Raw genomic sequence first — 21,338 nt, forward strand, 5'->3', positions numbered from 1 at the left:
TGCCCCACTGGCTGCACACCTACAACTGGCATCGACCCCATGCCAGCCTCGGCTACAACCCGCCTATCTCCAGAATTCCGATAACTGTGAACAACGTGCTGGCTTTACACAGCTAGGCTGTGCCGCAAGGCGTCGGCGGCGTCGCGTGTCTCCTCGGCGACGCGGTTGCCGGCGTCGTCCAGGGTGTAGGCGATGTAGCCGCCGTCGTTGTCGGTGATCCGCACCAGCCGCTGCGCGGCGTCGTAGGTGAATTCGAGGTAGGCGCCGTCGGGCTGCGTGATGCGTTTCACCAGCCCGTTCGGCCAATACGCCATCAGGGTGATGCGGTCGTCCGTCTCCACGCCTTCGTTGGGGCCGCGGACCTTCGCCGCCGTCAACCAGCCGCGCGGATGGTACTCGTAGTCGGTGACGACGCCATTCGCGTCCGCGGCCGACAGCGGCCGCCCGGTGGCGTCGTAGCGCAGGAACTCGGTGATCCGCCCGAGCGCGTCGGTGATCTTCCACAGGTCGCCGCGGCGGTACTGGCAAGTAGCCGGCGACGAGACGCAGCCGACGTGGTCGGTCTGGTAATAGGTGTAGGTAGTAACGTCGCTGACGTCGGTTCGCGGGCCGTCAATGCTGATCGGCAGGCCGACGATGGGGCACGTCCCCGCGCCGACGCTGGCGGATTCGCAATAGGCAGTGGTGACGGTGCGGCTCACGGAGGCGACCGGATCGGTCGTGGTTCGGGTGAGGATCTGTCCGCGCCCGTTGTAGGCGAAGGTCTCCTGCGCGATCAGGGTGTTGGCGGCGTCGTAGACGCGGCGCTCGGTCGGCTCCCGGAACGTGCCGTGCCAATCGGTCTGCACCGTGCGCTTGGCGCCGGCGGTGTCGGTGGCGGCGTCCACACGCTCGGTTTCCAGGCCGCGCGCATCGTAGGTGTACTGGGTGACGTTGCCTTTGAAGTCCGTCTCGCTGGCCGGATAGCCGTTGGCATCGTAGGTTTTCGCGGCGGCGGCGTTGGCGCAGCCGTCGCACGGCTCGTCCAGGGAAGCCAGACGCGCCACGCGATGGCTGACGTCGAAGCCGTAGTTCCTGACCGCGCCGAGGGCGTCGGTGATGGTGGCGCTGCCGTCCTCGTTGAATTGCAGTTCCACTCGGTCGACGGTGCCGGTGGCATAGGGGCCGCGCACGCTCAGCACGGCGCGCCGGTCGGCGTCGTAGCCCCAACTGGCGATGCGGTTGCTGCTCTCGTCGGTGATGCCGGTCAAGACTTGCGGCTGCGAGACGCCGTCGGTCTGGCCGGATTCGTTGTAGTAGTAGGTGCGCGTGTCGGTGCCCAACAGGTCGTTCGGATAGCTCGCGCTCACCAGATCGTTGCCGCTGTAGGCGAAGGTGGCGACGGTGCCGGCGCTGTCGGTGAGCGAGGTCAGGAAGCCGCCGGTGTAGCCGAAGGCCAGCCAGCGGCCCTGCGGATCGGTCACGCGCTGGACGTGGGCCGAGACGCCGGAGCCGGCGGCGTAGCTCAGCGTCTGCACGAACCCCTCGCGCGTGGTGATCGTGGTCAGGCGGCCGAACTGGTCGTAGCTCTCGATCGTATAGTCCGCGCGCCGGTAGGTCGCCGACACGAGCGCGCCGCCGGAGACCGTGGCCGTGAGCGTTTCCGGTACGTCCGCATCGCCGACCCAGGTGCCGCCGACCAGGGTGAAGGTCTGGATGGCGCCGTTGGGCCGGTAGGCGCGGATGCGGGTGACGGCGCTGCCGTCGAGCAGCGGCACCACCTTCGCGGCGTAGCTGTGCGTCCAGCCGACGCCGACGGGCCGGGCCTGGTTGTCGGGCACGCGATGGCTGTTGTAGGTGCGGACGAACTGCAGCGGAAACACGCCGGCGCCGCGATAGTCCTGCTCGCGCTGAACCTTGTTGCCGGTGGCGCTGGCGATGGGATTGGTCTGGTTGCCGCCGTCCGCCGGGCACTCGCTACCGCTGTTGCATTTGGGGATGCCGCACTGGCCGGTTTCCGGGTCGGCCAAGCCGGCGAGCGCGCACGGCGGCGTCGACCCGAACGGGCCGTAGACCGGTGTGTCCACGATTCCCACGGGCAGCCACAGGCCAAACTGCTGTCGCTGCAGCTGGCCGCGGCAGATGCGCTCGCCGCCGAGGTCCGGCCCGATGTAGGAGGAGAGGATGCGATGCGGAAAGGTGCTGGTTGCCTGATAGCCGTCCAGGCGGCGCTGCAACTCGCCTGTGAGGCAGGCTTCCTCACCGTTGGGATAGTGCGTCTGGCTATGGTCCAGGCGCGAGTCGAGCCAGTAGTGTTCCGCATAGGCCGGCGCGGCGGCCAACAGCAGCGAACAGGCCACCAAGCGGACCGCGCGCAGGCGGTGTTTCAGAAAGTCCCACATTGCCATTCTCCTCCATGATGTAGGCACGCGCGACAAGAAAAACGACCGTGCTGCCATGCAAGTCGAATTCACTTTCGTCACAATAACGCGCGATTGGCGACGTACTCCCCGGGCGCGCAGCACCGCCGATCCCTAATAGCTCCTTTACTCCTGGCCGATGCGCAAGTCAATCGGTTGGCGACGAATGGAGATGCAAAAGAGAAACGTATTCTCAAAACTCGGATTTTTTCGACCCGGGGCTAGGAAAACTACGATTTGCGCCCTGGAAAAATGCCGGCCAGCGAAGCGATGTACAAACCCGTTTCTCCTGCCGATGTCATGCAGCCGCATATAGGGAGCGCGCCGGCGCTCCGAATCCTTTCTCCTCGAACTAGCTGCGGTGCACGCCGCTGTCCTCGGGATTTCGCGACCAGAGGCAGTGGCGGATCGCCATCGCTACGCTCAGAATCGGTTGGCCGCTCGGCGGAGTGCGTACCGTCGCGCCGCTCCTGCGAATCGACGCCGTCTTCGGCCGAGACGCTGTCGTCCTCGGGCGTGGCCTGCACCAAGGCGATATCGGATCGCATTTCTTCCCGCATCAACTCAACGCCGACGCATCCTCATACGGCAGATGCCGCGCACCCGCGGCCTGCAGCGCGGCCTCGGCACGCGCGAGTGCATCGCCTTCGCCGTCGATGACGATCAGGATGCGGCCCGATTCGATCTCGGCCTCGAACGTGCGCCGCACCGGATCGGGCAGGGAGGCGCCGACCAGCGACGACGCCCAGGTGCCTACAGCCGCACCACCCAACGTCGTCAAGGCGACGCCGGCAAGCGTGAGACCCAGCGGGGGCACGGCGACCGCCACCAGACCCGCGATCAGTCCCGTCGCGCCACCAAGGCCGGCGCCACGCATCGCGGCGTGCTTGAAGTCGGTGGGGGCTTCCTTCTGGTGTTCCGGCACGCTTTCGAGCTCGATGTCCGACCGGGCGATCACCGAAATCGCGTCGTCTTCGATACCCGCGTCGCGTACCTCGCGGATGGCGGTCTGCGCGGCGGGCAGGGCATCGGTGCTGTAGACGCGGCGGACTTTCATCGAGGACGCTCCGGCTGGCGATCATTCGAGCTTCGGGGAGCCGTCGTGTGGCTGCCGTGAACCGGACGCCCCGGGCTCGCTGCCCGCGCGCAGGGATGACGCGGCGGGCCTATAACGCAGGCAGGCCGCCGCCACCGCCGAGGTGCTCATAGAGGATGGCCGCACCGATGCCGATCAGGATCAATCCGCCAATGATCTCGGCGCGTTTGCCGGCAAGCGCGCCCAGGACGCGTCCGAGCATGATGCCGGTGGTCACCATGATCAGGGTGCAGATGCCGATGACGGTCGCCACGACGGCGATATTGACATCGAGGAAGGCCAGGCCCACGCCGACGGCCATCGCGTCGATGCTGGTGGCGAAGCCGGTCGTGGCGAGGTTCCAGAAGCCGTGCCGGGCAGGGGCCGCGTCGGGGGCATCTTCAGGCGTCTTGCGCAGACCCGCTTGGATCATGCGCGCGCCGAGCAGGCCCAGCAGCGCGAAGGCGATCCAGTGGTCCCAGGCGGTGACATAGGCGGCCGCAGCCAGGCCCAGAGCCCAGCCGATCACGGGCGTAAGCGCCTCGATCGTGCCGAAGATTACACCGGCGCGCAGCGCCTCGAGGAAGCGGGGGCGTCGCATCGCCGCACCCTTGCCGACAGCGGCGGCGAAGGCGTCGGTCGACATGGCGAAGCCGATCAGGAGGATAGAACCCAAGGACATCGTGAGTATCGATCGGGGCCGGGCAAGCGCGACGACGGCATGCCGGCACGCCCAACCCGCGTGATGCCGGTACACCGCTGGTCTCGCCAACCTGGACTGGTTGCACGCGCCACGATCGCAATGGACCGAGTGTGTTGACGCGGGCGCTTCCGCAGTGCGGAAGCCGGCTACTCCCCAAGGGGACGCGCATGCTAACAGCACAGATCGAACGATGCGACGTTATAGCCGATGACAATTCTCATAGTTGGAACGATTGCGTTGTGCGCGAGGCGGTCGGACTGGCCGATGAACTTGCCGTCGCGTATCGGCGCAGTGCGCTTGCATCGCAACACGGCGCCCCTATACTGCGTGCATCAGCGTAAGTTCTGATTTCCCGGGGGTGCCATGGCTTCGACGGGGGTCGCGAAATTACCTGGTGCATGCCGAGGGGGCAGCTTTCCTCGTAAATCCAGCGGCAAACTTTTAGTTGCCAACGACGACAACTACGCTCTCGCCGCTTAAGGCGTAAGCCCCGAACCCACTTGTGCCTGTGCTCGTGGATGTAGGGTCATCATCACAGGAACCAGCCGCGGCGGCCGCCTGTCTGCCGTGGTTGAACTGACAGGCTGGTCCCGGGATGCGCTTTGCGCACCGTGCTGTTCCGGGGCGAGATCCAACGGTGTGCTAAGCATGTAGTACCGGGGATGGAGTGCCTTCGGACGCGGGTTCGACTCCCGCCACCTCCACCAACAGTTGGTCCGTAAGACCCAGGCAGGCCGGAGATCGTGAAGTATCGCGATCTCCGGCCTTTTTGTTGGCTCCGGCTTGGACACGTACGCGTGGTTGCCATCCGGCGAGGTCTACAAATGCGCGCGACAATCCTTTCCAATGGGCAGCGAGGCGACGGGCGGGCAGGGTTTCGGTTGCCACGTCTTGGGGTGGCTCCGGATCTGGACCTGTCAGACACGCAAGATCAGGCTGGGCTTGGTGTCACGAGACGTTGCAGAGAACGTTGACCTTGGCCAACCAGGCCTGAGAAGACTGCTGTACGGACACGAGCTGATAACCGGACACGACGCCGCTGAAGTTGATCGTGCACTGGAGTTCGCCATCCGCAAGTGCTCGGTTTACTGCGGTCTGTTCGGTGTTGCCGACGCCAATGGCGTTGATCGACACCACGCTTGCCGCAGCGGCTGCGGCAGACAGCAGCGGCAACATCGCGCCGGCACACATCAAGTTGAACTTGCGCATCGTCGTCCCTAACGGCGCAGCGTCATTGCTGCCGCTCAGTTATAGCACCGCCAGCATCGCGTTCAAGTTGGGCTTGACAACGGCCGATTTGAGTTTTCATGCAGGCACGGTGGAGCGGGGCGGGAATGCCATGCGCGCTATCGGTGCCGACGCATCACTTAGGCATCGGAACACCGGCACCAATGACGGTGTGTTCTTGAGGCGTAATCGGGATTCGGTGGCGTAGGCTTAGCGGCCGTGCCGCCCACGCGCATCGAGCACGCCACGGGCTGCGCGGTCGGAGGAGACCCGCAGGTGGAGCGATTTGCAGCGATCGATGCCGGCCAGTGTCAACGCCAATTGGCCATTGGGCGCCCGATCGACCAGGCCGCTGTCGATGAGTCGGTCGACGAGCGATGACGCGTCGGGATCCAATGGCTGCTGCAGGTCGATCCGGGTCAGGCATTCGAGCAGATCCGACTCCTGATCGCCGATGGCATCGATTTCGATGGAGAAGCGGTGCATTGAGGGCTCTTGAAGCCAGGGGCAGCGTCCAGCGCCCCTTGGGGCTACCAGGCTAGCAGCCAGCGTGCGCCCGGTCGGTGCGGTTCCGCGCTCAGCGCGGTTGGGATCGGGGGGCCATGCAGCTGGCGTGTTCGGCAGGTCGAACAGCCCCGGGACCCCGGCCCCCCGGCCCCCCGGCAGTTTCCTGTCTACGCCGGGTTGTCTGGGCTAGGGGCGCTGCCTCCGCCTCGCCAGGCCGTTATCCTGTCGCGATGGCTGGATCTTCGCCTTTTCAACGCTTTAGCCCCGCGTCCCTGCGGGCGCGTCTGCGCCGTGGGTATGGGCTCGCGGGGTTGGTGCTGCTCGGCGCGCTGCTGATGGTGGCGCTGTATGCACGCAATGCGAGCGAGCGCGAGCGGCGCTTGGCCGAGGGCAGCTTCGTGGCCGAGGCCGAACGCCTGGCCGATGCGGTCCGCCAGCGCCTGCTGCAGTACGAACTGAGTATCCGGGGCGGGGTGGCGCTGCACAGTGCGGCGGCGGACATGCCGACCACGCGGCAGTGGCGCGGCTATGTCGAGGGCCTGGACATCGCCCGGCAGTTGCCGGGCATGGTGGGGCTGGGCTACGTCGCCTATGTGGACCCGCGTGGACTGGCCGAGCTGCAGCTGCGTCGCCGGGCGCAGGGCGAGGGCCTGTTCCTGGTCACGCCGCGCGGCGCACGCGATAAGTACGGCGCGATCGTCTATTTCGAACCCGAGAATCCGGGGTCGCGCACGATGATCGGCTATGACCAGTACAGTGAGCCGTTGCGTCGGGCGGCGATGGAGGCCGCCCGCGACAGCGGACAGGTCCGCCTGAGCGCGCCGATGCTGCTGCGTCCGATGGCCGCCGACGGCGGGCCGGGCGTGTTGATGTTCGGGCCGGTGTACCGGACCGCGCGGTTCCCGGAGACGCCGGCCGCGCGCGAGAACGCGCTGATCGGCTGGGTGTTCGCCTCCTTCCGGTCTGCGGATTTCATCGACCGGTCCGGCGTGAGCAGTGGTCTCCATACGGCGTTCCGCATCGTGGATGTGACCGATGGCGCAGAGGCGCCCGTGCTGCAGACGCGCAACTTCGACGCCGATCCCTCGGGGCGGGTGCTCCATTCACTGACCCAGACGGTGTATGGCCGTACCTGGCGTTACGACTTCCAGCACCTCGGGCCGTTGACGTCGGGCGGCATGCGCGAGCTCCAGACCACGCTGGTGACCGGGGTGCTGGCCTCGTTGCTGCTGTTCGCGGTGGTGCTGACGCTGGCCAGGACGCAGTCGCGTGCGGAATTCCTGGCACGTCGGCTCAGCGATTCCTACCGTCGCAGCGAGCAGCGATTCCGCAATGCGATGCGCTATTCGGCGATCGGCATGGTGTTGCTGGACCGCAATGGCACCATTGTCGAGACGAATCCGGCGATGGCGCAGATCGCGGGTCTGGAGCAGGCGGCGATGACCGGAACGCGGCTGAGTGAGTACTTTGTCGACGCGCAGGACCAGGTCACGCGGACCCAGGAGATGCAGGCGCTGCGCGAGGGGGTGCATCGCAGTACCCGGCGCCTGCGCCGGTGCGATGGCGATATCCGCCAGGTGCACCTGGCCTCGACATTGGTGCTGGGCGAGTCCGACAGCGAAGTCACGCGGTTGGTGCAGGTCGACGACGTGACCGAGCGTTTGCGCGCCGAGGCGCAGGTGCACGCGCTCAATCGCACGCTCGAATCGCGCGTGGAGCAGCGGACCCGGGAACTCACCCAGGCCAACCACGAACTCGAGTCGTTCGCCTATATCGTCTCGCACGACCTGCGCGCGCCGCTGCGCAGCATCGATGGCTTCGGCCGGATCCTGGCCGAGCGCTACGGCGGTGCGATCGATGCGCAGGGGCAGGACTACCTGGCGCGGGTGCGCAATGCGGCCGCGCGGATGGATGCGCTGATCGATGCGTTGCTGAAGATGTCGCGCATCAGCCGCGGCGAGTTCAAGCGCAGCCCGCTGGACTTGAGCCGTCTGGCGGAGGAGGTGGTGGCCGAATTGCGCCATGCCGAGCCGTCGCGCCAGGTCGAAGTCGTCATCGCGCCGGGGCTGACCGCCGAGGGCGATGTGGCATTGGTGCGCAACCTCTTGCAGAACCTGCTCGGCAACGCGTGGAAGTTCACCGCCGATACCGCCGATGCCAGGATCGAGTTCGGCCGCGGCGCCGACGGGGCGTTCTTCGTGCACGACAACGGCGCGGGGTTCAACGCGGACTACGCCGGCAAGCTATTCCGCCCGTTCCAGCGGCTGCACCGCGAGGACGAATACAAGGGGCACGGCGTGGGCCTGGCGTCGGTCAAGCGCATCGTCGAGCGCCATGGCGGCACGATCTCGGCCGAAGGCGCGCCGGGGCAGGGCGCGACGTTCCGTTTCACGCTGGCGCGCGCGACCGAGCCGTCACCGCGCTGAGGCATCGGCTGGTCAGGCGTCCTTGTTGTGCCGGCGCAGCAGCCGCTGCTTGTCGCGGGCCCAGTCACGCTCGCGCTCGGTCTCGCGCTTGTCGTGCTTCTGCTTGCCCTTGGCCAGCGCGATCTCGGCCTTGATCTTGTTGCCCTTCCAGTACAGCGCGGTCGGCACGACGGTGTAGCCGTCGCGTTGCACGCGGCCGACGAGCACATCGATCTCGCGCCGGTGCAACAGCAGCTTGCGCGTGCGATGGGCGTCGGCGACGACGTGCGTGGACGCCTGGATCAGTGGGGTGATCTGGGCGCCGAACAGGAACAGTTCGCCGTGGCGGATGACGGCGTAGCTCTCGCCGATGTTGGCGCGCCCGGCGCGGATGGCCTTGAGCTCCCAGCCCTGCAGCGCCAGGCCGGCCTCGTAGCGGTCCTCGAGGTGGTATTCGTGGCGCGCGCGCTTGTTCAGCGCGATGGTGCCGGTGCTGTTTGCTTTATCCTTGGCCTTGCCGCTTTTCTTGCTCATTCCCGCATTGTCCTCGAAGCACGTCCTCCAGGCGAGTCATGCCCAAGATCGAACGTAGCGCCCTTGTCGGGCAACCGGCCGAGCGCATGTTCGCGCTGGTCAACGATATTGCCGCCTATCCGCGCCGCTTCGCCTGGTGCGATTCGGCGCAGGTCATTGAATCGGGTGAGGACCGCATCGTCGCCCGGCTGGATCTGGGCCTGGGTGCGTTGCGGACCTGGTTCACGACCGAGAACACGCTCTCGCCGCCCGATGCCATCGACATGCAGTTGCAGGACGGCCCGTTCAAGTCGCTGCACGGGCGCTGGACGTTCCGGGCGCTGGATTCCAGCTCGTGCAAGGTGTCGCTGTCGCTGGAGTTCGAGCCGAGCAGCCGCTTGATGCTGCCGGCGCTCACGCTGGGTTTCCGCGGGCTCGCCGATCGCATGGTCAACGACTTCATCCGGGTCGCCGAGCGCGAGCCGGCCGGCTGAGCGCGACGATGCGGATCGAGGTCGTCGACGCGCAGCCCCGTGCGCACCGCAGTTGGACGCTCACGCTACCCGACGGCGCCGATGTCGCGATGGCGCTGTCCGCGCTGCCAGATCCCGCGGTGCTGGACGGCATTGCCGGCTATGCGGTGTACGGCGTGCGCGTGGACACCCGTGCGCGTCTGGCGGACGGCGATCGGCTGGAGCTGCTGCGTGCATTGCAAGTGGATCCGAAAGAGGCACGCAGGCGCCGCGCGGCGAAGCGCGACGCAGACTGAGGCGTCCGTCAGCGGCGCTTGCCGCGCTCCTTGGGCAGGTTGCCGAACTTGCGCATCTCCGCAGCGAGCTCCTGGTCGCGGTTGGGGAAGTAGTCGCCTTCCCAGCGCGCGAGCTGGTCGTTCTCGAAGTAGACCGTGAAGTTCTTCACTTCGGTCTGACCACTGCGGCCGACCCGCTGGGTGGCGGTGTAGTCCCAGCGTTGGTGGTGGAACGGGTCTGCGATCGCGGGCGAGCCCAACAGCGCCTCGACCTGTGGCTTGCCCATGCCCACCTGCAACTGTTCGACAGCGGACTGCTCGATCAGGCTGCCCTGGTAGATCGGCTGCTTGTAGACCAGGGCGCAGCCGCTGGTGGCCAGGACGAGGGCCGAGACGAGAATGACTTTCTGCATGGCGGAGGGCACGGGCCGGGGCTGCGGAGACCGGGCCGATGATACACTGCGCCCACGCCGCCACCGCGATTCAGGCAGCCGGCGTTCAACCGCCAGTGAATGCCGGCCTGTACTCGGAGACACTTCATGGAATCGCTCGACCTGCGCAAGGCAGGACTGAAAGTCACTCACCCGCGCATGCGGATCCTGGACCTGCTGGAGCAGCGCACGCCGCGCCAGCACCTGACCGCCGAGGACATCTACCGGCAGTTGCTCGAGCAGGGCGACGAGATCGGGCTGGCGACGGTGTATCGGGTGCTCACCCAGTTCGAGGCCGCCGGCCTGGTGCTCAAGCACAATTTCGAGGGCGGGCACGCGGTGTATGAACTCGACCGCGGCGGCCACCACGACCACATGGTGGACGTGGACACCGGCAAGATCATCGAGTTCGAAAGCGCCGAGATCGAGAAGCTGCAGCACGAGATCGCCGAGCGCTACGGCTACCATCTCGAGGACCACTCGCTGGTGCTGTACGTCCGCAAGAAGCGCTGAGACGTCCGAACCCGATCACCGCGCCACCGGCGATGGTCGGTGTTGGTGCCGCATGTCGCCGGTCGATGGCATGCCAGGGATGCATGCGTTCTTGGGGCGGGACTTGGGGCGCAGGTCCGTTCCGTCAGACCATGCCCTGCAGCAGCTTGCGGGCGGCGGCGCGGGCCTCGCTGCTGACCTCGACGCCGCCGAGCATGCGCGCCAGTTCCTCGGTCCGGGCGTCGGCCTCGAGCAGGCTGACGCGGCTTTCGGTCGCGCCGCCGCTGGTGACCTTGTGGACCCGATAGTGCGCATGCCCCTTGGAGGCGACCTGGGGCAGGTGGGTCACGCACAGCACCTGGCGGCTCGCGCCCAGGGCGCGCAGCTTGTGGCCGACGATGTCGGCGACTGCGCCGCCGATGCCCGAGTCGACCTCGTCGAAGACCATCGTCGGCACCGCGTCGTGGCCCAGCGCCGCGACCTCGATCGCCAGCGAGATCCGCGACAGCTCGCCGCCCGAGGCCACCCGGCGCAGTGGCCGTGGTGGCTGGCCCGCGTTGGCCGAGACCATGAATTCGATGCGCTCGGCGCCCTGGGGGTCGGGCCGGTCGTGCTCGACCGGCTCGAATGCAATGTCGAAGGTCCCGCCGCCCATGCCGAGCTCGTGGATCAGGGCGGTCGTCGCCTTCGATAGCGCCTTGCCGGCCTTGCGGCGGGCTGCGCCCAGGCGGTCGGCGGCGGTGCGCCAGCGCGCGAGTGCGGCGTCGATCTCGTCGTCCAGGCGCGCCAGGCGTTCGCCGGCGCCGTCGAGCTGCTCGAGTTCGCTGGCCAGCCGCTGCCGGACCTCGCCCAGCTCCTCGGGTGTGACCCGGTGCTTGCGCGCCAGGTCGTGCAGCCGGCCCAGACGTTGCTCGAGCAACTCGAGCTCGGCCGGGTCGATATCGAGGTCGTCGCGGACCTGCCCGAGCAGGCGGGTGGCCTCGTCGAGCTGGATCGAGGCGGCGTCGAGCATCGCATCGACCTCGCCCAGACGGGGCTCATGGGCGCGCATGCGGCCCAGGTCGTGGCGCAGCGCGTGCAGGGCCTGCGGCAGGCCGACCGCATCCTCGCCGCTCATCCGCGCCAGCGCCGCGTCGCAGGTCTGGATCAGGCCCGCCGCGTTCGCATGGCGGCGGTGGGCAGCGTGCAGGTCGGCGATCGCCTCGGGCTCGAGCCGCTCGCCTTCCAGTTCGTCGAGCTGATGGCGCAGCCAGTCGCGGCGCTCGCCGACATCGCCGATACCGATCAGCGCCTCGCGCTCGCCCTGCAACGCGCGCCAGTCTTGGGCGGCGCCGCGGACCGCGGCCAGCAGGGTGCCATTGCCGGCCTGGGCATCGAGCAGCGCCAACTGGCTGCCGCGCGCCAGCAGCGCCTGGTGTTCATGTTGGCCGTGGATCTCGACCAGACGTCCGGCGAGCTCGGAGAGCTGGGCGATCGTCGCCGGGCGGCCGTTGATCCAGGCCCGCGAGCCGCCGTCGGCGCGCAGCGTGCGGCGCAACTGGCAGGTGGCGCCTTCGTCGAGCTCGTTGTCGCGCAGCCAGCGCAGCGCCGGGGCGGCATCGTCCAGCGCGAACTCGGCGTGCAGCTCGGCGCGCTCGGCGCCGTGGCGGACGATGCCGCTGTCGGCGCGCTGGCCGGACAGGAAGCCCAGCGCATCGACCAGCAGCGACTTGCCGGCACCGGTCTCGCCGGAGATGACGGTCAACCCCGGTCCGAACTCAAGGTCGGTGGCGGTGGCGACGGCGAAGTTGCGGATGGCAAGGTGGGTGAGCATCGGTGGAATTGTGCCTTGGCGGCCTGCGGTCGTGTAGCGGCGGCTTGATAGCCCCTGCGCGTCTCATCGGCTAAGACCGCGCTTGCATCGGTGGCGGCGGCGCCGTATACCGCCCGCATGTCGTCCGATGTCCGCCATCCGCTGGATCCGCGCGCCCGCCAGCTGCTGCGCACGCTGATCGGGCGGCATATCCGCGACGGCGAGCCGGTCGGTTCGCAGACGCTCGCCCGGCATGCCGGGCTGGACGTGAGCCCGGCGACGATCCGCAACATCCTGGCCGACCTGGAGGAGGCCGGGCTGCTCAGCTCCCCGCACACCTCGGCCGGGCGCGTGCCCACCGCGCAGGGCTACCGGGTGTTCGTCGATTCGCTGCTGCAGGTCAAGCCGCTGCGCGAGCAGGAGCTGCTGCGCTTGCGCGGGGAGCTGACCGGGGCCGGCGGGCACCAGTCGCTGCTGGGCAGCGCCTCGGAACTGGTCTCGGCGATGACGCGCTTCGTCGGGGTGGTCTCGGTGCCGCGGCGCGAGCAACTGGCGTTCCGGCACATCGATTTCGTGCCGCTCGACGGTCAGCGGGTCATGGCGATCATCGTCTTCGCCGACCACGAAGTGCAGAACCGGATCTTCCAGACCCGGCGCAGCTTCGACGCCGCTGAGCTCGAGCGCGTGGCCAACTACCTCAACCAGCATTGCGCTGGCCGGCCGATGGCCGCGGTGCGGGCGACGCTGGTCGAAGAGCTGCGCCATGCCCGCGACGAGATGGAAGCGTTGCTCGCGCAGACGATGGAGCTGGCCGAGCAGGCCTTGGTGCCGGCCGACGAGGACATGGTGCTGGCCGGGCAGAACCGGCTGATCGGGGTGCAGGACCTCTCGGACCTGGACCGGCTACGCGAATTGTTCGAGGCGTTTTCCCGCAAGCGCGAGATCCTGCAGTTGCTCGAGCGCACCCTGCACGCGCCGGGCGTGCGCATCTTCATTGGCGAGGAAACCGGCCTGGCGCCGCTGGAGGGCGTGTCGCTGGTCACCGCGCCGTACGCGGCGGGCGGACGGACACTCGGCGTATTAGGGGTGATCGGCCCGACCCGCATGGCCTACGACCGGGTGATTCCGGTGGTGCAGGCGACCGCGGACTTGCTGGGCGCCGCGCTCGGCGCTCACCCGTCGGCGGGCGAGGGCGCCGCGGGCCGTACGCCCGACGCGGCCTGAGCCGCCAGGCGCGACGCGCCAAATTCCCCGGCCGTGGCTTGAAACCGCGGCGGCCAGCCCCATAGCTGGGCGGGTCGGCGGCCAGACGCCCGCCCCGGAACCGGACATGACCCAGGAACAGCACGAGACGCAGCACCCCGAAATCCACGAGTCCGACGACCAGGCCACGCCGGTCGAGGCCCAGCTGACCGAACAGGTCGAGCTGCTGAAGGCCGAACTCGAGCAGGTGCGCGCACAGAGCCTGCTCGAGCGCGCCGACCTGGAAAACCAACGCAAGCGCCTGGCGCGCGAGATCGAGACCGCACGCCGGTTCGCCAACGAGCGCTTGCTCTCGTCGCTGGTGCCGGTGTTCGATGCGCTCGAGGCCGGCTTGGCGAGTGCGCCGGAGAATGATCCGCTGCGCGCTGGCGTCGAACTCACCCTGCGCGAACTGGTCAAGGCGACCGAGAGCAATGGCCTGCGCGTGGTCGCCCCGGCGGCCGGCGACGCCTTCGACCCCGAGCAGCACCAGGCGATGAGCATCGTCGAGGTGCCGGGCGTGCCGCCGGGCGCGGTCGCCCAGGTCTTCCAGAAGGGCTACCTGCTCAACGAGCGCCTGCTGCGCCCGGCGATGGTGGTGGTCGCCAAGGCCGACTGAGCGCGCGCCGCGCCATCGCGCGTCACACCGCTTGAACGCTGTGTTGCGCGCCCCCAGATACCCCGCATCGACGGCCACGCCGCCGTCCCCGCACAACGACATTTCCTAGAGGAAGCATTGCAATGGCAAAGATCATCGGCATCGATCTCGGCACGACCAACTCGTGCGTGGCGATCATGGACGGCGGCAAGGCCAAGGTCATCGAAAACAGCGAAGGCGACCGCACCACGCCGTCGATCGTCGCCTACACCAAGGACGGCGAGGTGCTGGTCGGCGCCTCCGCCAAGCGCCAGGCCGTCACCAACCCCCACAACACGTTCTTCGCGGTCAAGCGCCTGATCGGCCGCAAGTTCAAGGACGCCGAGGTCCAGAAGGACATCGGCCTGGTCCCCTACAAGATCCTCGAGCACGACAACGGCGATGCCTGGGTCGCGACCAGCGACGACAGGAAGCTGTCGGCGCAGGAAGTCTCGGCGCGCATCCTCGAGAAGATGAAGAAGACCGCCGAGGACTACCTGGGCGAGAAGGTCACCGAGGCGGTGATCACGGTGCCGGCGTACTTCAACGACAGCCAGCGCCAGGCGACCAAGGACGCCGGCCGCATCGCCGGCCTCGACGTCAAGCGCATCATCAACGAGCCGACCGCGGCCGCGCTGGCCTATGGCCTGGACAAGAGCGGCGGCGACCGCAAGGTCGCGGTCTACGACCTGGGCGGCGGCACGTTCGACGTGTCGATCATCGAGATCGCGGAAGTCGACGGCGAGAAGCAGTTCGAGGTGCTGGCCACCAACGGCGACACGTTCCTCGGCGGTGAGGACTTCGATGCCCGCGTCATCGATTATCTGGTCGAGGAGTTCCAGAAGGATCAGGGGATCGATCTGCGCAAGGATCCGCTGGCGCTGCAGCGCCTGAAGGATGCGGCCGAGCGCGCCAAGATCGAGCTGTCGTCGTCGCAGCAGACCGAGGTCAACCTGCCCTACGTCACCGCCGACGCCTCGGGTCCGAAGCACCTGAACATCAAGCTGACCCGCGCCAAGCTCGAAGCGCTGGTCGAGGACCTGATCAAGCGTTCGATCGAGCCCTGCCGCATCGCGCTCAACGATGCCGGCCTGCGCGCGTCCGACGTCAACGAGGTCATCCTCGTCGGCGGCCAGACTCGCATGCCCAAGGTGCAGCAGGCCGTTGCCGACTTCTTCGGCAAGGAGCCGCGCAAGGACGTGAACCCCGACGAGGCGGTCGCGATCGGTGCGGCGGTGCAGGGTGGCGTGCTGGCCGGCGACGTCAAGGACGTGCTGCTGCTCGACGTGACCCCGCTGAGCCTGGGCATCGAGACCCTGGGCGGCGTGTTCACCAAGATCATCGAAAAGAACACCACGATCCCGACCAAGGCTTCGCAGACCTTCTCCACCGCCGACGACAACCAGTCGGCCGTGACCGTGCACGTGCTGCAGGGCGAGCGCGAGCAGGCCCGCTTCAACAAGTCGCTGGCGCGCTTCGACCTGACCGGCATCGACCCGGCGCCGCGCGGCATGCCGCAGGTGGAGGTGTCGTTCGACATCGATGCCAACGGCATCCTGCACGTGTCGGCCAAGGACAAGAAGACCGGCAAGGAGCAGAAGGTCGAGATCAAGGCCGGTTCGGGCCTGTCGGATGACGAGATCCAGCGGATGGTCGCCGATGCCGAGGCGCACCGCGAGGACGACCGCAAGTTCCAGGAGCTGGTCGCCGCGCGCAACCAGGCCGATGCGCTGGTGCACGCGACCCGCAGCGCGATCAAGGACAACGGCGACAAGGTGCCCGGCGATGTGATCGGCAATGCCGAGGCTGCGATCGCCGAGGTCGAGACCGCGATGAAGGGCGACGACAAGGCGCAGATCGAGGCCAAGTCCAAGAAGCTCGAGGAAGTCTCCCAGCAGCTGTTCGCCGCTGCTGCCGCGGCCGGCCAGCAGGGCGGTGGCGACGTCGGTGGGCAGGGCGATGCGCCCAAGTCCGACGACGTGGTCGATGCCGAGTTCACCGAGGTCAAGGACGACGAGAAGAAGGCGTAATCGCTGGCGTCGTGATGCGTGATCGAAAGAAGCGGAGCTCGGCCCCGCTTCTTTCTCACGCGCTCACGCACTGACGCTTCGCATCACCCATCACGCATTACGAATCACGGCCTCATGAGCAAACGCGACTACTACGACGTCCTTGGCGTCTCCCGCACCGCCAGCGAAGACGAGTTGAAGAAGGCGTATCGCCGCTGCGCGATGAAGCACCATCCCGACCGCAACCCGGGAGATGCCGCCGCCGAGGCTGCGTTCAAGGAGTGCAAGGAGGCCTACGAGGTGCTCTCGGACGGCGGCAAGCGCCGGATGTACGATCAGCACGGACATGCGGCGTTCGAGCACGGCATGGGCGGCGGCAATGCCGGGCCGGGGTTCGGCCCGGACATGGGCGATATCTTCGGCGACATCTTCGGCAACATCTTCGGCGGCGGCGGACGCAGCGGCCCGCGTCGCGGTGCCGACGTGGGCTATGTGATGGAGCTCGATCTCGAGGAGGCGGTCGCCGGTGTCGAGAAGCGCATCGAGCTGCCGACGTTGACCGGGTGCGAGGACTGCAACGGGAGCGGCTCGGAGGACGGCAAGCGCGAGACCTGCTCGACCTGCGCCGGTCGCGGTCAGGTGCGCATGCAGCGCGGGCCCTTCACGATGCAGCAGGCCTGTCCGCATTGCGGCGGGCACGGCCAGGTCATCGCCAATCCCTGCAAGACGTGTCGCGGTGCCGGTCGGGTCGAAGACGAGAAGGTGCTGTCGGTGAAGATCCCTGCCGGCGTCGATTCGGGCGATCGCATTCGGCTGTCGGGCGAAGGCGAGGCCGGTCCGGCCGGTGCGCCGCCCGGCGACCTGTATGTGGAAGTGCGGGTGCGGCCGCACGACATCTTCGTGCGCGACGGCGACGACCTGCACTGCGAGGTGCCGATCCGCATCTCGCAGGCCGCGCTCGGCGACACGGTCCGCGTGCCCACGCTCGGGGGCGAGGCCGAGATCCGCATTCCGGCCGAGACCCAGACCGGCAAGGTGTTCCGCCTGCGCGACAAGGGTGTCAAGTCGGTGCGCAGCCGCTCGGTCGGCGATCTGTATTGCAAGATCTTCGTCGAAACGCCGGTCAATCTCACCGCCGACCAGCGCGATCTGCTGCAACGCTTCGAGGCAACGTTCACCACGGAGAACGCACGCCGGCATTCGCCCAAGTCGAGCACCTTCATGGACGGCGTCAAGGGGTTCTGGGAGCGCATGACGTCCTGATCGCGTCGCGCGCGCAGGACCGCCGCGCAGGACGTTGTCGAGTTGCGCGCGCCCCGCGCCTGATGGCCAGGCACGCAGCGAGACGCGTTCGGGATTGAGGGCGCGCATCAGATCGAGATCGACGCGGTCTGCGAGCGGGCCGTTCTCCAGACTCGCGGCCATGTGTGCCAGGTCGGCATTGGCCGCCAGGACCTCGTCCGGGAATCGCGCATAGGCGATGGGTCTGCCGGCAGCGTGCGAGAACGCTGCCTCCAACGCCCGACCTGTCGCCCGATCGCTGGCGATCTTCAACGTCTTGCCGGCGAATCGTGTCCTATCGGCGAACAGGGCGGCGACGATCTTGCCGAGGTCCTGCCCCGCGATGAGCTGGATCGGATGCGCGCGGTGGATCAGCGACACCCCTCGCCCCTGGTCGAGCCCAGCGCCGTGGCGCACCAGCATGTCCAAGAGGGTCGCCGGCCGCACGATGGTGGCCGCAAGGGGCAATGCGCGGATGTGGGCCTCGATCCGCGGTTTGGCGTCGAAGCGCGCCACCCCGGTCGGTACGTCGCCGACGCTCGCACCCGACGAGTAGACGAAGTAAGCGACCTCGTGCGCTGCCGCCAGATCGGCAACCTGCGGCCCATGCCGCACCTCGTTCTCGGCCGACAGATCGGCCGGCATCACACTGAAGACGTCATGCGCGCCCGCCATCGCCGATGCCAGGACATCGGCATCGTCCAGTGATCCGGGCACGAGATCGGCGCCAGCGTCCCGCAGCGCGATGGCGGCGGGACGGGAGGGAGCGCGCGAACGGGCCATGGCGTCTTCAGCAAGGCGCGGGCCGCCGACCCGCCTTGCCGTCCGGTTGCCGAGACGCCGACCGCCGCTGACGGCGTATCGCTCGGCGGGTCCTGCCGGCCCCAGTCTTTGCTGGCAACAGGCCATCGGGTCGCCGCATGATGCTGGCCTCAAGCGGGAGGCCGCTTGACGGTTGGGTGCGCGCTGACTAGCCCGATCGGTATCCACAGCCGATGTGGATGGCATGACGACAAACATGTGGATAAGCCGCGCCGACCCGCTTGCGATCGCGTGTGTTGTTGGCTGGTCATTTAATCGCCACATGCTGATCCACGGCCCAACGCAGGGCTTGCTTCGCGCAATCGGATCTGTCTGCACACCACGCGCATCGCCTGCGCGCCGGACGGCGTGTCCGCAGCTGCGCGATATGACGATCCAACGCACCGATCGATGGCATTGCAGACACGGGGTTGCGATCGAACCGAAGGCGGGGCGTGTGCCCCTCGCCCTCTTGACGACACCGCGATCGCGGCATCCAGAGCGGTCATCCACAAGCGATGTGGATCGTCTGGTCACAAAGATGTGGATAAGCATCGCGCGGCCGCTTTGCAGGCGGGGGGATTTTGGTTGGTGAAATTTTCGCCACCCAGGCGGGCCGCCGAAAAATCCGGGCTTGACCCGCGCAGCCGCGGATGCATCGCCTGTTGTCGCCTCGGGGTGGGCGAGCGTGGCGACGTGTTCGCGACTTGACGACCGCGCCAGGTCGCCTCCGGTCGCGGTCGTCCACAGCCGGTGTGGATGGCCTGGTCACAAAGATGTGGATAAGCGGCGGCGGCCCTCGATTGGCGCGGCGCGATGATGGTGGCGAAAAAATCGCCATGCATCGCCTGGGCAGGGCAAGCTCGGACTTGACCTGCGCAGCGGTTTGCGTCGGCAGCGCCTCAGGCCCCGCGCGAGGTGCAGCACCTGGCTTGTTGGTGGAACGCTCAGTCCCGGAAACGGTGCGTGGCCGTTTCCTCCCGGGACGGCCGACCGCACTGCCACCTCGACGCTAGAATGCGGACATGAGAACGCGCCCCGATCGTCTTGCCGTTTCGACCCCGCTGCTGTGTATGGCGGTGGCCCGATGAGCGCGCCTGTCCGGGTGCTGGTGCATGGCGCATCCGGCCGGATGGGGCAGGCCGTGCTGCGCTTGGCCGCGTCGTGTGACGAAGTGGCCGTCGTGGCGGCGGTGTCGGGCAGCGCGCCGCGCCAGCGGGTGATCGGCGGTGTGCCGTATTTCGGCGCCGCCGAGCTCGGTGGGGCGCCGACCTTCGATGTCGCCATCGACTTCAGCCTGCCGGCAGGCTTCGATGCGTTGCTGGCGCTGTGCGAGCGACGTGGTGCGGCGCTGGTCTCGGGCACCACCGGGCTGTCGGAGGCGCAGCGCGCCGCTCTGGACGCCGCCGCGGCACGGATCCCGGTGCTGTGGGCGTCGAACTTCAGCCTCGGGGTCGCGGTCCTGCAGGACCTGGTCGCGCGCGCGGCGGCGATGCTGCCGGGCTGGGACTGCGACATCGTCGAGTCGCATCACACGCGCAAGCTCGATGCGCCGTCGGGGACCGCGTTGACGCTGGGCGCGGCCGCCGAAGGGCAGGGCGCCCGCCCGCGCTACGCCTCGATCCGGGCCGGTGACATCGTCGGCGAGCACCTGGTGCAGTTCACGACCCGCGGCGAGCGCATCGAGCTCGTCCACCGGGCCGGCGATCGCGACATCTTCGCGGCCGGCGCGTTGCATGTGGCGGCGCGGCTGGCCGGGCGCGCGCCGCGCCGTTATGCGATCGCCGAGCTCCTCGGGGCAGGCGAGACGACCGCGACGTGACCGGTCGCGTTCGCCGCGCTGGCGCAGCGGGGCCGGCGTCGGTACAATTCTCGCTCGCCTGAACCTCTCGCCTCCGGACCGGCTGCCGCCGCTCTGGCGGTTTCCTGCAACCTGACGTAGGCGAAGACCACGTGACAGATTCCGCAATTCTCGTCCTTGAAGACGGCACCGTGTTCGAGGGCGTTTCCGTGGGCGCTCCTGGCCTGTCGGTCGGCGAAACGGTGTTCAACACCGCAATGACCGGCTACCAGGAAGTGCTCACTGATCCGTCGTATGCGCGCCAGCTGGTGACGCTGACCTATCCGCACATCGGCAATACCGGCTGCACCGACCAGGACGATGAGGCCAATCGGGTGTGGGCCGCCGGGCTGATCGTGCGCGACGTGCCGCGCCGTCCGAGCAACTGGCGTAGCCAGGTGGCGCTGCCCGAGTGGCTGCGCGCACGCGGCATCGTCGCGATCGCCGGCATCGACACCCGCAAGCTGACGCGTCTGCTGCGCGACCGCGGCGCGATGAACGGCGCGCTGATGGCCGGCGAGGTGAACGTGGAGCAGGCGCTCGAGGCCGCGCGCAAGTTCCCGGGCCTGAAGGGCATGGACCTGGCGAAGGTGGTCAGTACGGTCGAACGCTACGCGTGGTCGGATGGCCAGCTCGACCTGGACGCGAACGTGTTCGTGTCGGCGCCGCCGAAGTTCAAGGTCGTGGCCTACGACTACGGCGTCAAGCACAACATTCTGCGCATGCTCGCCGAGCGCGGCTGCGCGTTGACGGTGGTGCCGGCGCAGACGCCGGCCAGCGAGGTGCTCGCGCTGGCGCCCGACGGCGTGTTCCTGTCCAACGGCCCGGGCGATCCGGCACCGTGCGACTACGCTATCGAGGCGATCCGCACCTTCGTCGAGAAGAAGGTGCCGACCTTCGGCATCTGTCTGGGCCACCAGCTGCTGGCGCTCGCGGCCGGCGCGCAGACCATGAAGATGCCGCACGGCCATCATGGTGCGAACCATCCGGTGCAGGCCGTCGATGGCGGCCGGGTGATGATCACCTCGCAGAACCACGGCTTCGCGGTCGACGAATCGACGCTGCCGGCCAACGTGCGCGTGACCCACCGCTCGCTGTTCGACGGCACCAACCAGGGCATCGCGCTGACCGATGCGCCGGCCTTCTCGTTCCAGGGACATCCCGAGGCGTCGCCGGGGCCGCACGACGTGGCGCCGCTCTTCGACCAGTTCGTAGCGCTGATGGAGGCGCGTTGAC

The 21,338-nt window shown here is 68.0% G+C and carries 19 protein-coding genes, 1 other RNA gene and 1 pseudogene; 13 read left to right on the plus strand and 8 right to left on the minus strand.

Going from position 1 to position 21,338, the window contains the following annotated elements:
* Positions 1–116 (plus strand): annotated as a pseudogene (locus tag ABE487_RS06910) (IS481 family transposase); the annotation flags it as partial.
* Here the strand turns inward: ABE487_RS06910 and ABE487_RS06915 are convergent.
* From ABE487_RS06915 to mntP, 3 genes are all read right to left on the minus strand, one after another.
* Complete coding sequence (locus ABE487_RS06915) at positions 105–2,321, minus strand: DUF6531 domain-containing protein (RefSeq protein WP_346452324.1); 2,217 nt, start codon at positions 2,319–2,321, stop codon at positions 105–107. The pseudogene ABE487_RS06910 and the gene ABE487_RS06915 sit on opposite strands and share 12 nt — an antisense overlap.
* A 637-nt stretch (positions 2,322–2,958) precedes the next feature.
* Positions 2,959–3,456 (minus strand): hypothetical protein, encoded by a 498-nt coding sequence (locus tag ABE487_RS06920; protein WP_346452325.1) that lies wholly within the window; start codon positions 3,454–3,456, stop codon positions 2,959–2,961.
* A gap of 109 nt (positions 3,457–3,565) precedes the next feature.
* Positions 3,566–4,156 carry a manganese efflux pump MntP gene (gene mntP, locus ABE487_RS06925; RefSeq protein WP_346452347.1) on the minus strand — a complete coding sequence of 197 codons (591 nt, stop codon included), beginning with the start codon at positions 4,154–4,156 and terminating at the stop codon, positions 3,566–3,568.
* Between the two features lie 375 nt (positions 4,157–4,531).
* Here mntP and ssrA point away from each other — a divergent pair.
* Positions 4,532–4,884: a transfer-messenger RNA gene (gene ssrA / locus ABE487_RS06930) on the plus strand.
* A gap of 241 nt (positions 4,885–5,125) precedes the next feature.
* On the opposite strand, the gene ABE487_RS06935 is transcribed toward ssrA, so the two are convergent.
* Both ABE487_RS06935 and ABE487_RS06940 read right to left on the minus strand, forming a co-directional pair.
* On the minus strand, positions 5,126–5,386 hold the full coding sequence (locus ABE487_RS06935; RefSeq protein ID WP_346452326.1) for a hypothetical protein: 261 nt from the start codon (positions 5,384–5,386) through the stop codon (positions 5,126–5,128).
* A gap of 228 nt (positions 5,387–5,614) precedes the next feature.
* Positions 5,615–5,890: a hypothetical protein gene (locus ABE487_RS06940; protein ID WP_346452327.1), complete on the minus strand. Its 276-nt coding sequence runs from the start codon at positions 5,888–5,890 to the stop codon at positions 5,615–5,617.
* 335 nt (positions 5,891–6,225) lie between these two features.
* On the opposite strand from ABE487_RS06940, the gene ABE487_RS06945 reads away from it, so the two are divergent.
* Positions 6,226–8,337 (plus strand): CHASE domain-containing protein, encoded by a 2,112-nt coding sequence (locus ABE487_RS06945; RefSeq protein WP_346452882.1) that lies wholly within the window; start codon positions 6,226–6,228, stop codon positions 8,335–8,337.
* A gap of 12 nt (positions 8,338–8,349) precedes the next feature.
* Here ABE487_RS06945 and smpB read toward each other — a convergent pair whose 3' ends face one another.
* Positions 8,350–8,850, minus strand: coding sequence for an SsrA-binding protein SmpB (gene smpB, locus ABE487_RS06950; RefSeq protein ID WP_047135116.1), 501 nt, complete (start codon positions 8,848–8,850; stop codon positions 8,350–8,352).
* A gap of 38 nt (positions 8,851–8,888) precedes the next feature.
* Between smpB and ABE487_RS06955 the strand changes: the two genes are divergently transcribed.
* Entirely contained in the window at positions 8,889–9,323 is a 435-nt protein-coding gene (locus tag ABE487_RS06955; RefSeq protein ID WP_346452329.1) for an SRPBCC family protein, read from the plus strand.
* Positions 9,320–9,598, plus strand: a complete 279-nt coding sequence (locus ABE487_RS06960; protein WP_346444927.1) for an RnfH family protein — start codon at positions 9,320–9,322, stop codon at positions 9,596–9,598. The genes ABE487_RS06955 and ABE487_RS06960 overlap by 4 nt, the downstream gene beginning before the upstream one ends.
* Positions 9,599–9,606: 8 nt before the next feature.
* Here the strand turns inward: ABE487_RS06960 and bamE are convergent, their stop codons facing one another.
* Positions 9,607–9,990 (minus strand): outer membrane protein assembly factor BamE, encoded by a 384-nt coding sequence (bamE, locus tag ABE487_RS06965; RefSeq protein WP_346444912.1) that lies wholly within the window; start codon positions 9,988–9,990, stop codon positions 9,607–9,609.
* Positions 9,991–10,116: 126 nt separating this feature from the next.
* Between bamE and fur the strand changes: the two genes are divergently transcribed.
* Positions 10,117–10,521, plus strand: a complete 405-nt coding sequence (fur, locus tag ABE487_RS06970; protein ID WP_241946076.1) for a ferric iron uptake transcriptional regulator — start codon at positions 10,117–10,119, stop codon at positions 10,519–10,521.
* Between the two features lie 124 nt (positions 10,522–10,645).
* Here the strand turns inward: fur and recN are convergent, their stop codons facing one another.
* Complete coding sequence (gene recN, locus ABE487_RS06975; RefSeq protein ID WP_346452330.1) at positions 10,646–12,313, minus strand: DNA repair protein RecN; 1,668 nt, start codon at positions 12,311–12,313, stop codon at positions 10,646–10,648.
* Between the two features lie 117 nt (positions 12,314–12,430).
* On the opposite strand from recN, the gene hrcA reads away from it, so the two are divergent.
* From hrcA to carA, 7 genes are all read left to right on the plus strand, one after another.
* The gene (hrcA, locus tag ABE487_RS06980) at positions 12,431–13,516 is read left to right on the plus strand and encodes a heat-inducible transcriptional repressor HrcA (RefSeq protein WP_346444908.1); all 1,086 of its coding nucleotides are present in this window, start codon (positions 12,431–12,433) and stop codon (positions 13,514–13,516) included.
* 106 nt (positions 13,517–13,622) lie between these two features.
* Positions 13,623–14,153, plus strand: coding sequence for a nucleotide exchange factor GrpE (grpE, locus tag ABE487_RS06985; protein ID WP_346444906.1), 531 nt, complete (start codon positions 13,623–13,625; stop codon positions 14,151–14,153).
* A 122-nt stretch (positions 14,154–14,275) separates the two neighbouring features.
* Positions 14,276–16,201 carry a molecular chaperone DnaK gene (dnaK, locus tag ABE487_RS06990; protein ID WP_346444904.1) on the plus strand — a complete coding sequence of 642 codons (1,926 nt, stop codon included), beginning with the start codon at positions 14,276–14,278 and terminating at the stop codon, positions 16,199–16,201.
* Positions 16,202–16,315: 114 nt separating this feature from the next.
* Entirely contained in the window at positions 16,316–17,443 is a 1,128-nt protein-coding gene (gene dnaJ, locus ABE487_RS06995; RefSeq protein ID WP_346444902.1) for a molecular chaperone DnaJ, read from the plus strand.
* Between the two features lie 162 nt (positions 17,444–17,605).
* On the plus strand, positions 17,606–18,169 hold the full coding sequence (locus ABE487_RS07000) for a hypothetical protein (RefSeq protein WP_346452331.1): 564 nt from the start codon (positions 17,606–17,608) through the stop codon (positions 18,167–18,169).
* Between the two features lie 1,180 nt (positions 18,170–19,349).
* Positions 19,350–20,084, plus strand: a complete 735-nt coding sequence (dapB, locus tag ABE487_RS07005) for a 4-hydroxy-tetrahydrodipicolinate reductase (protein ID WP_346444899.1) — start codon at positions 19,350–19,352, stop codon at positions 20,082–20,084.
* A gap of 131 nt (positions 20,085–20,215) precedes the next feature.
* Positions 20,216–21,337 (plus strand): glutamine-hydrolyzing carbamoyl-phosphate synthase small subunit, encoded by a 1,122-nt coding sequence (gene carA, locus ABE487_RS07010; RefSeq protein WP_346452332.1) that lies wholly within the window; start codon positions 20,216–20,218, stop codon positions 21,335–21,337.
* The last annotated feature ends 1 nt before the right edge of the window (position 21,338 follow it).

The organism is Luteimonas sp. TWI596 (genome assembly GCF_039674105.1).
Lineage (GTDB): Bacteria > Pseudomonadota > Gammaproteobacteria > Xanthomonadales > Xanthomonadaceae > Luteimonas.

Bases quoted from the DNA above. Each gene is read 5' to 3' on its own strand.
- bamE (WP_346444912.1), bottom strand. From the start codon at position 9,990: ATGCAGAAAGTCATTCTCGTCTCGGCCCTCGTCCTGGCCACCAGCGGC.
- smpB (WP_047135116.1), bottom strand. From the start codon at position 8,850: ATGAGCAAGAAAAGCGGCAAGGCCAAGGATAAAGCAAACAGCACCGGC.
- fur (WP_241946076.1), top strand. From the start codon at position 10,117: ATGGAATCGCTCGACCTGCGCAAGGCAGGACTGAAAGTCACTCACCCG.
- dapB (WP_346444899.1), top strand. From the start codon at position 19,350: ATGAGCGCGCCTGTCCGGGTGCTGGTGCATGGCGCATCCGGCCGGATG.
- ABE487_RS06940 (WP_346452327.1), bottom strand. From the start codon at position 5,890: ATGCACCGCTTCTCCATCGAAATCGATGCCATCGGCGATCAGGAGTCG.
- ABE487_RS06955 (WP_346452329.1), top strand. From the start codon at position 8,889: ATGCCCAAGATCGAACGTAGCGCCCTTGTCGGGCAACCGGCCGAGCGC.
- hrcA (WP_346444908.1), top strand. From the start codon at position 12,431: ATGTCGTCCGATGTCCGCCATCCGCTGGATCCGCGCGCCCGCCAGCTG.
- recN (WP_346452330.1), bottom strand. From the start codon at position 12,313: ATGCTCACCCACCTTGCCATCCGCAACTTCGCCGTCGCCACCGCCACC.
- dnaJ (WP_346444902.1), top strand. From the start codon at position 16,316: ATGAGCAAACGCGACTACTACGACGTCCTTGGCGTCTCCCGCACCGCC.
- ABE487_RS06935 (WP_346452326.1), bottom strand. From the start codon at position 5,386: ATGCGCAAGTTCAACTTGATGTGTGCCGGCGCGATGTTGCCGCTGCTG.
- dnaK (WP_346444904.1), top strand. From the start codon at position 14,276: ATGGCAAAGATCATCGGCATCGATCTCGGCACGACCAACTCGTGCGTG.
- ABE487_RS06920 (WP_346452325.1), bottom strand. From the start codon at position 3,456: ATGAAAGTCCGCCGCGTCTACAGCACCGATGCCCTGCCCGCCGCGCAG.
- grpE (WP_346444906.1), top strand. From the start codon at position 13,623: ATGACCCAGGAACAGCACGAGACGCAGCACCCCGAAATCCACGAGTCC.
- mntP (WP_346452347.1), bottom strand. From the start codon at position 4,156: ATGTCCTTGGGTTCTATCCTCCTGATCGGCTTCGCCATGTCGACCGAC.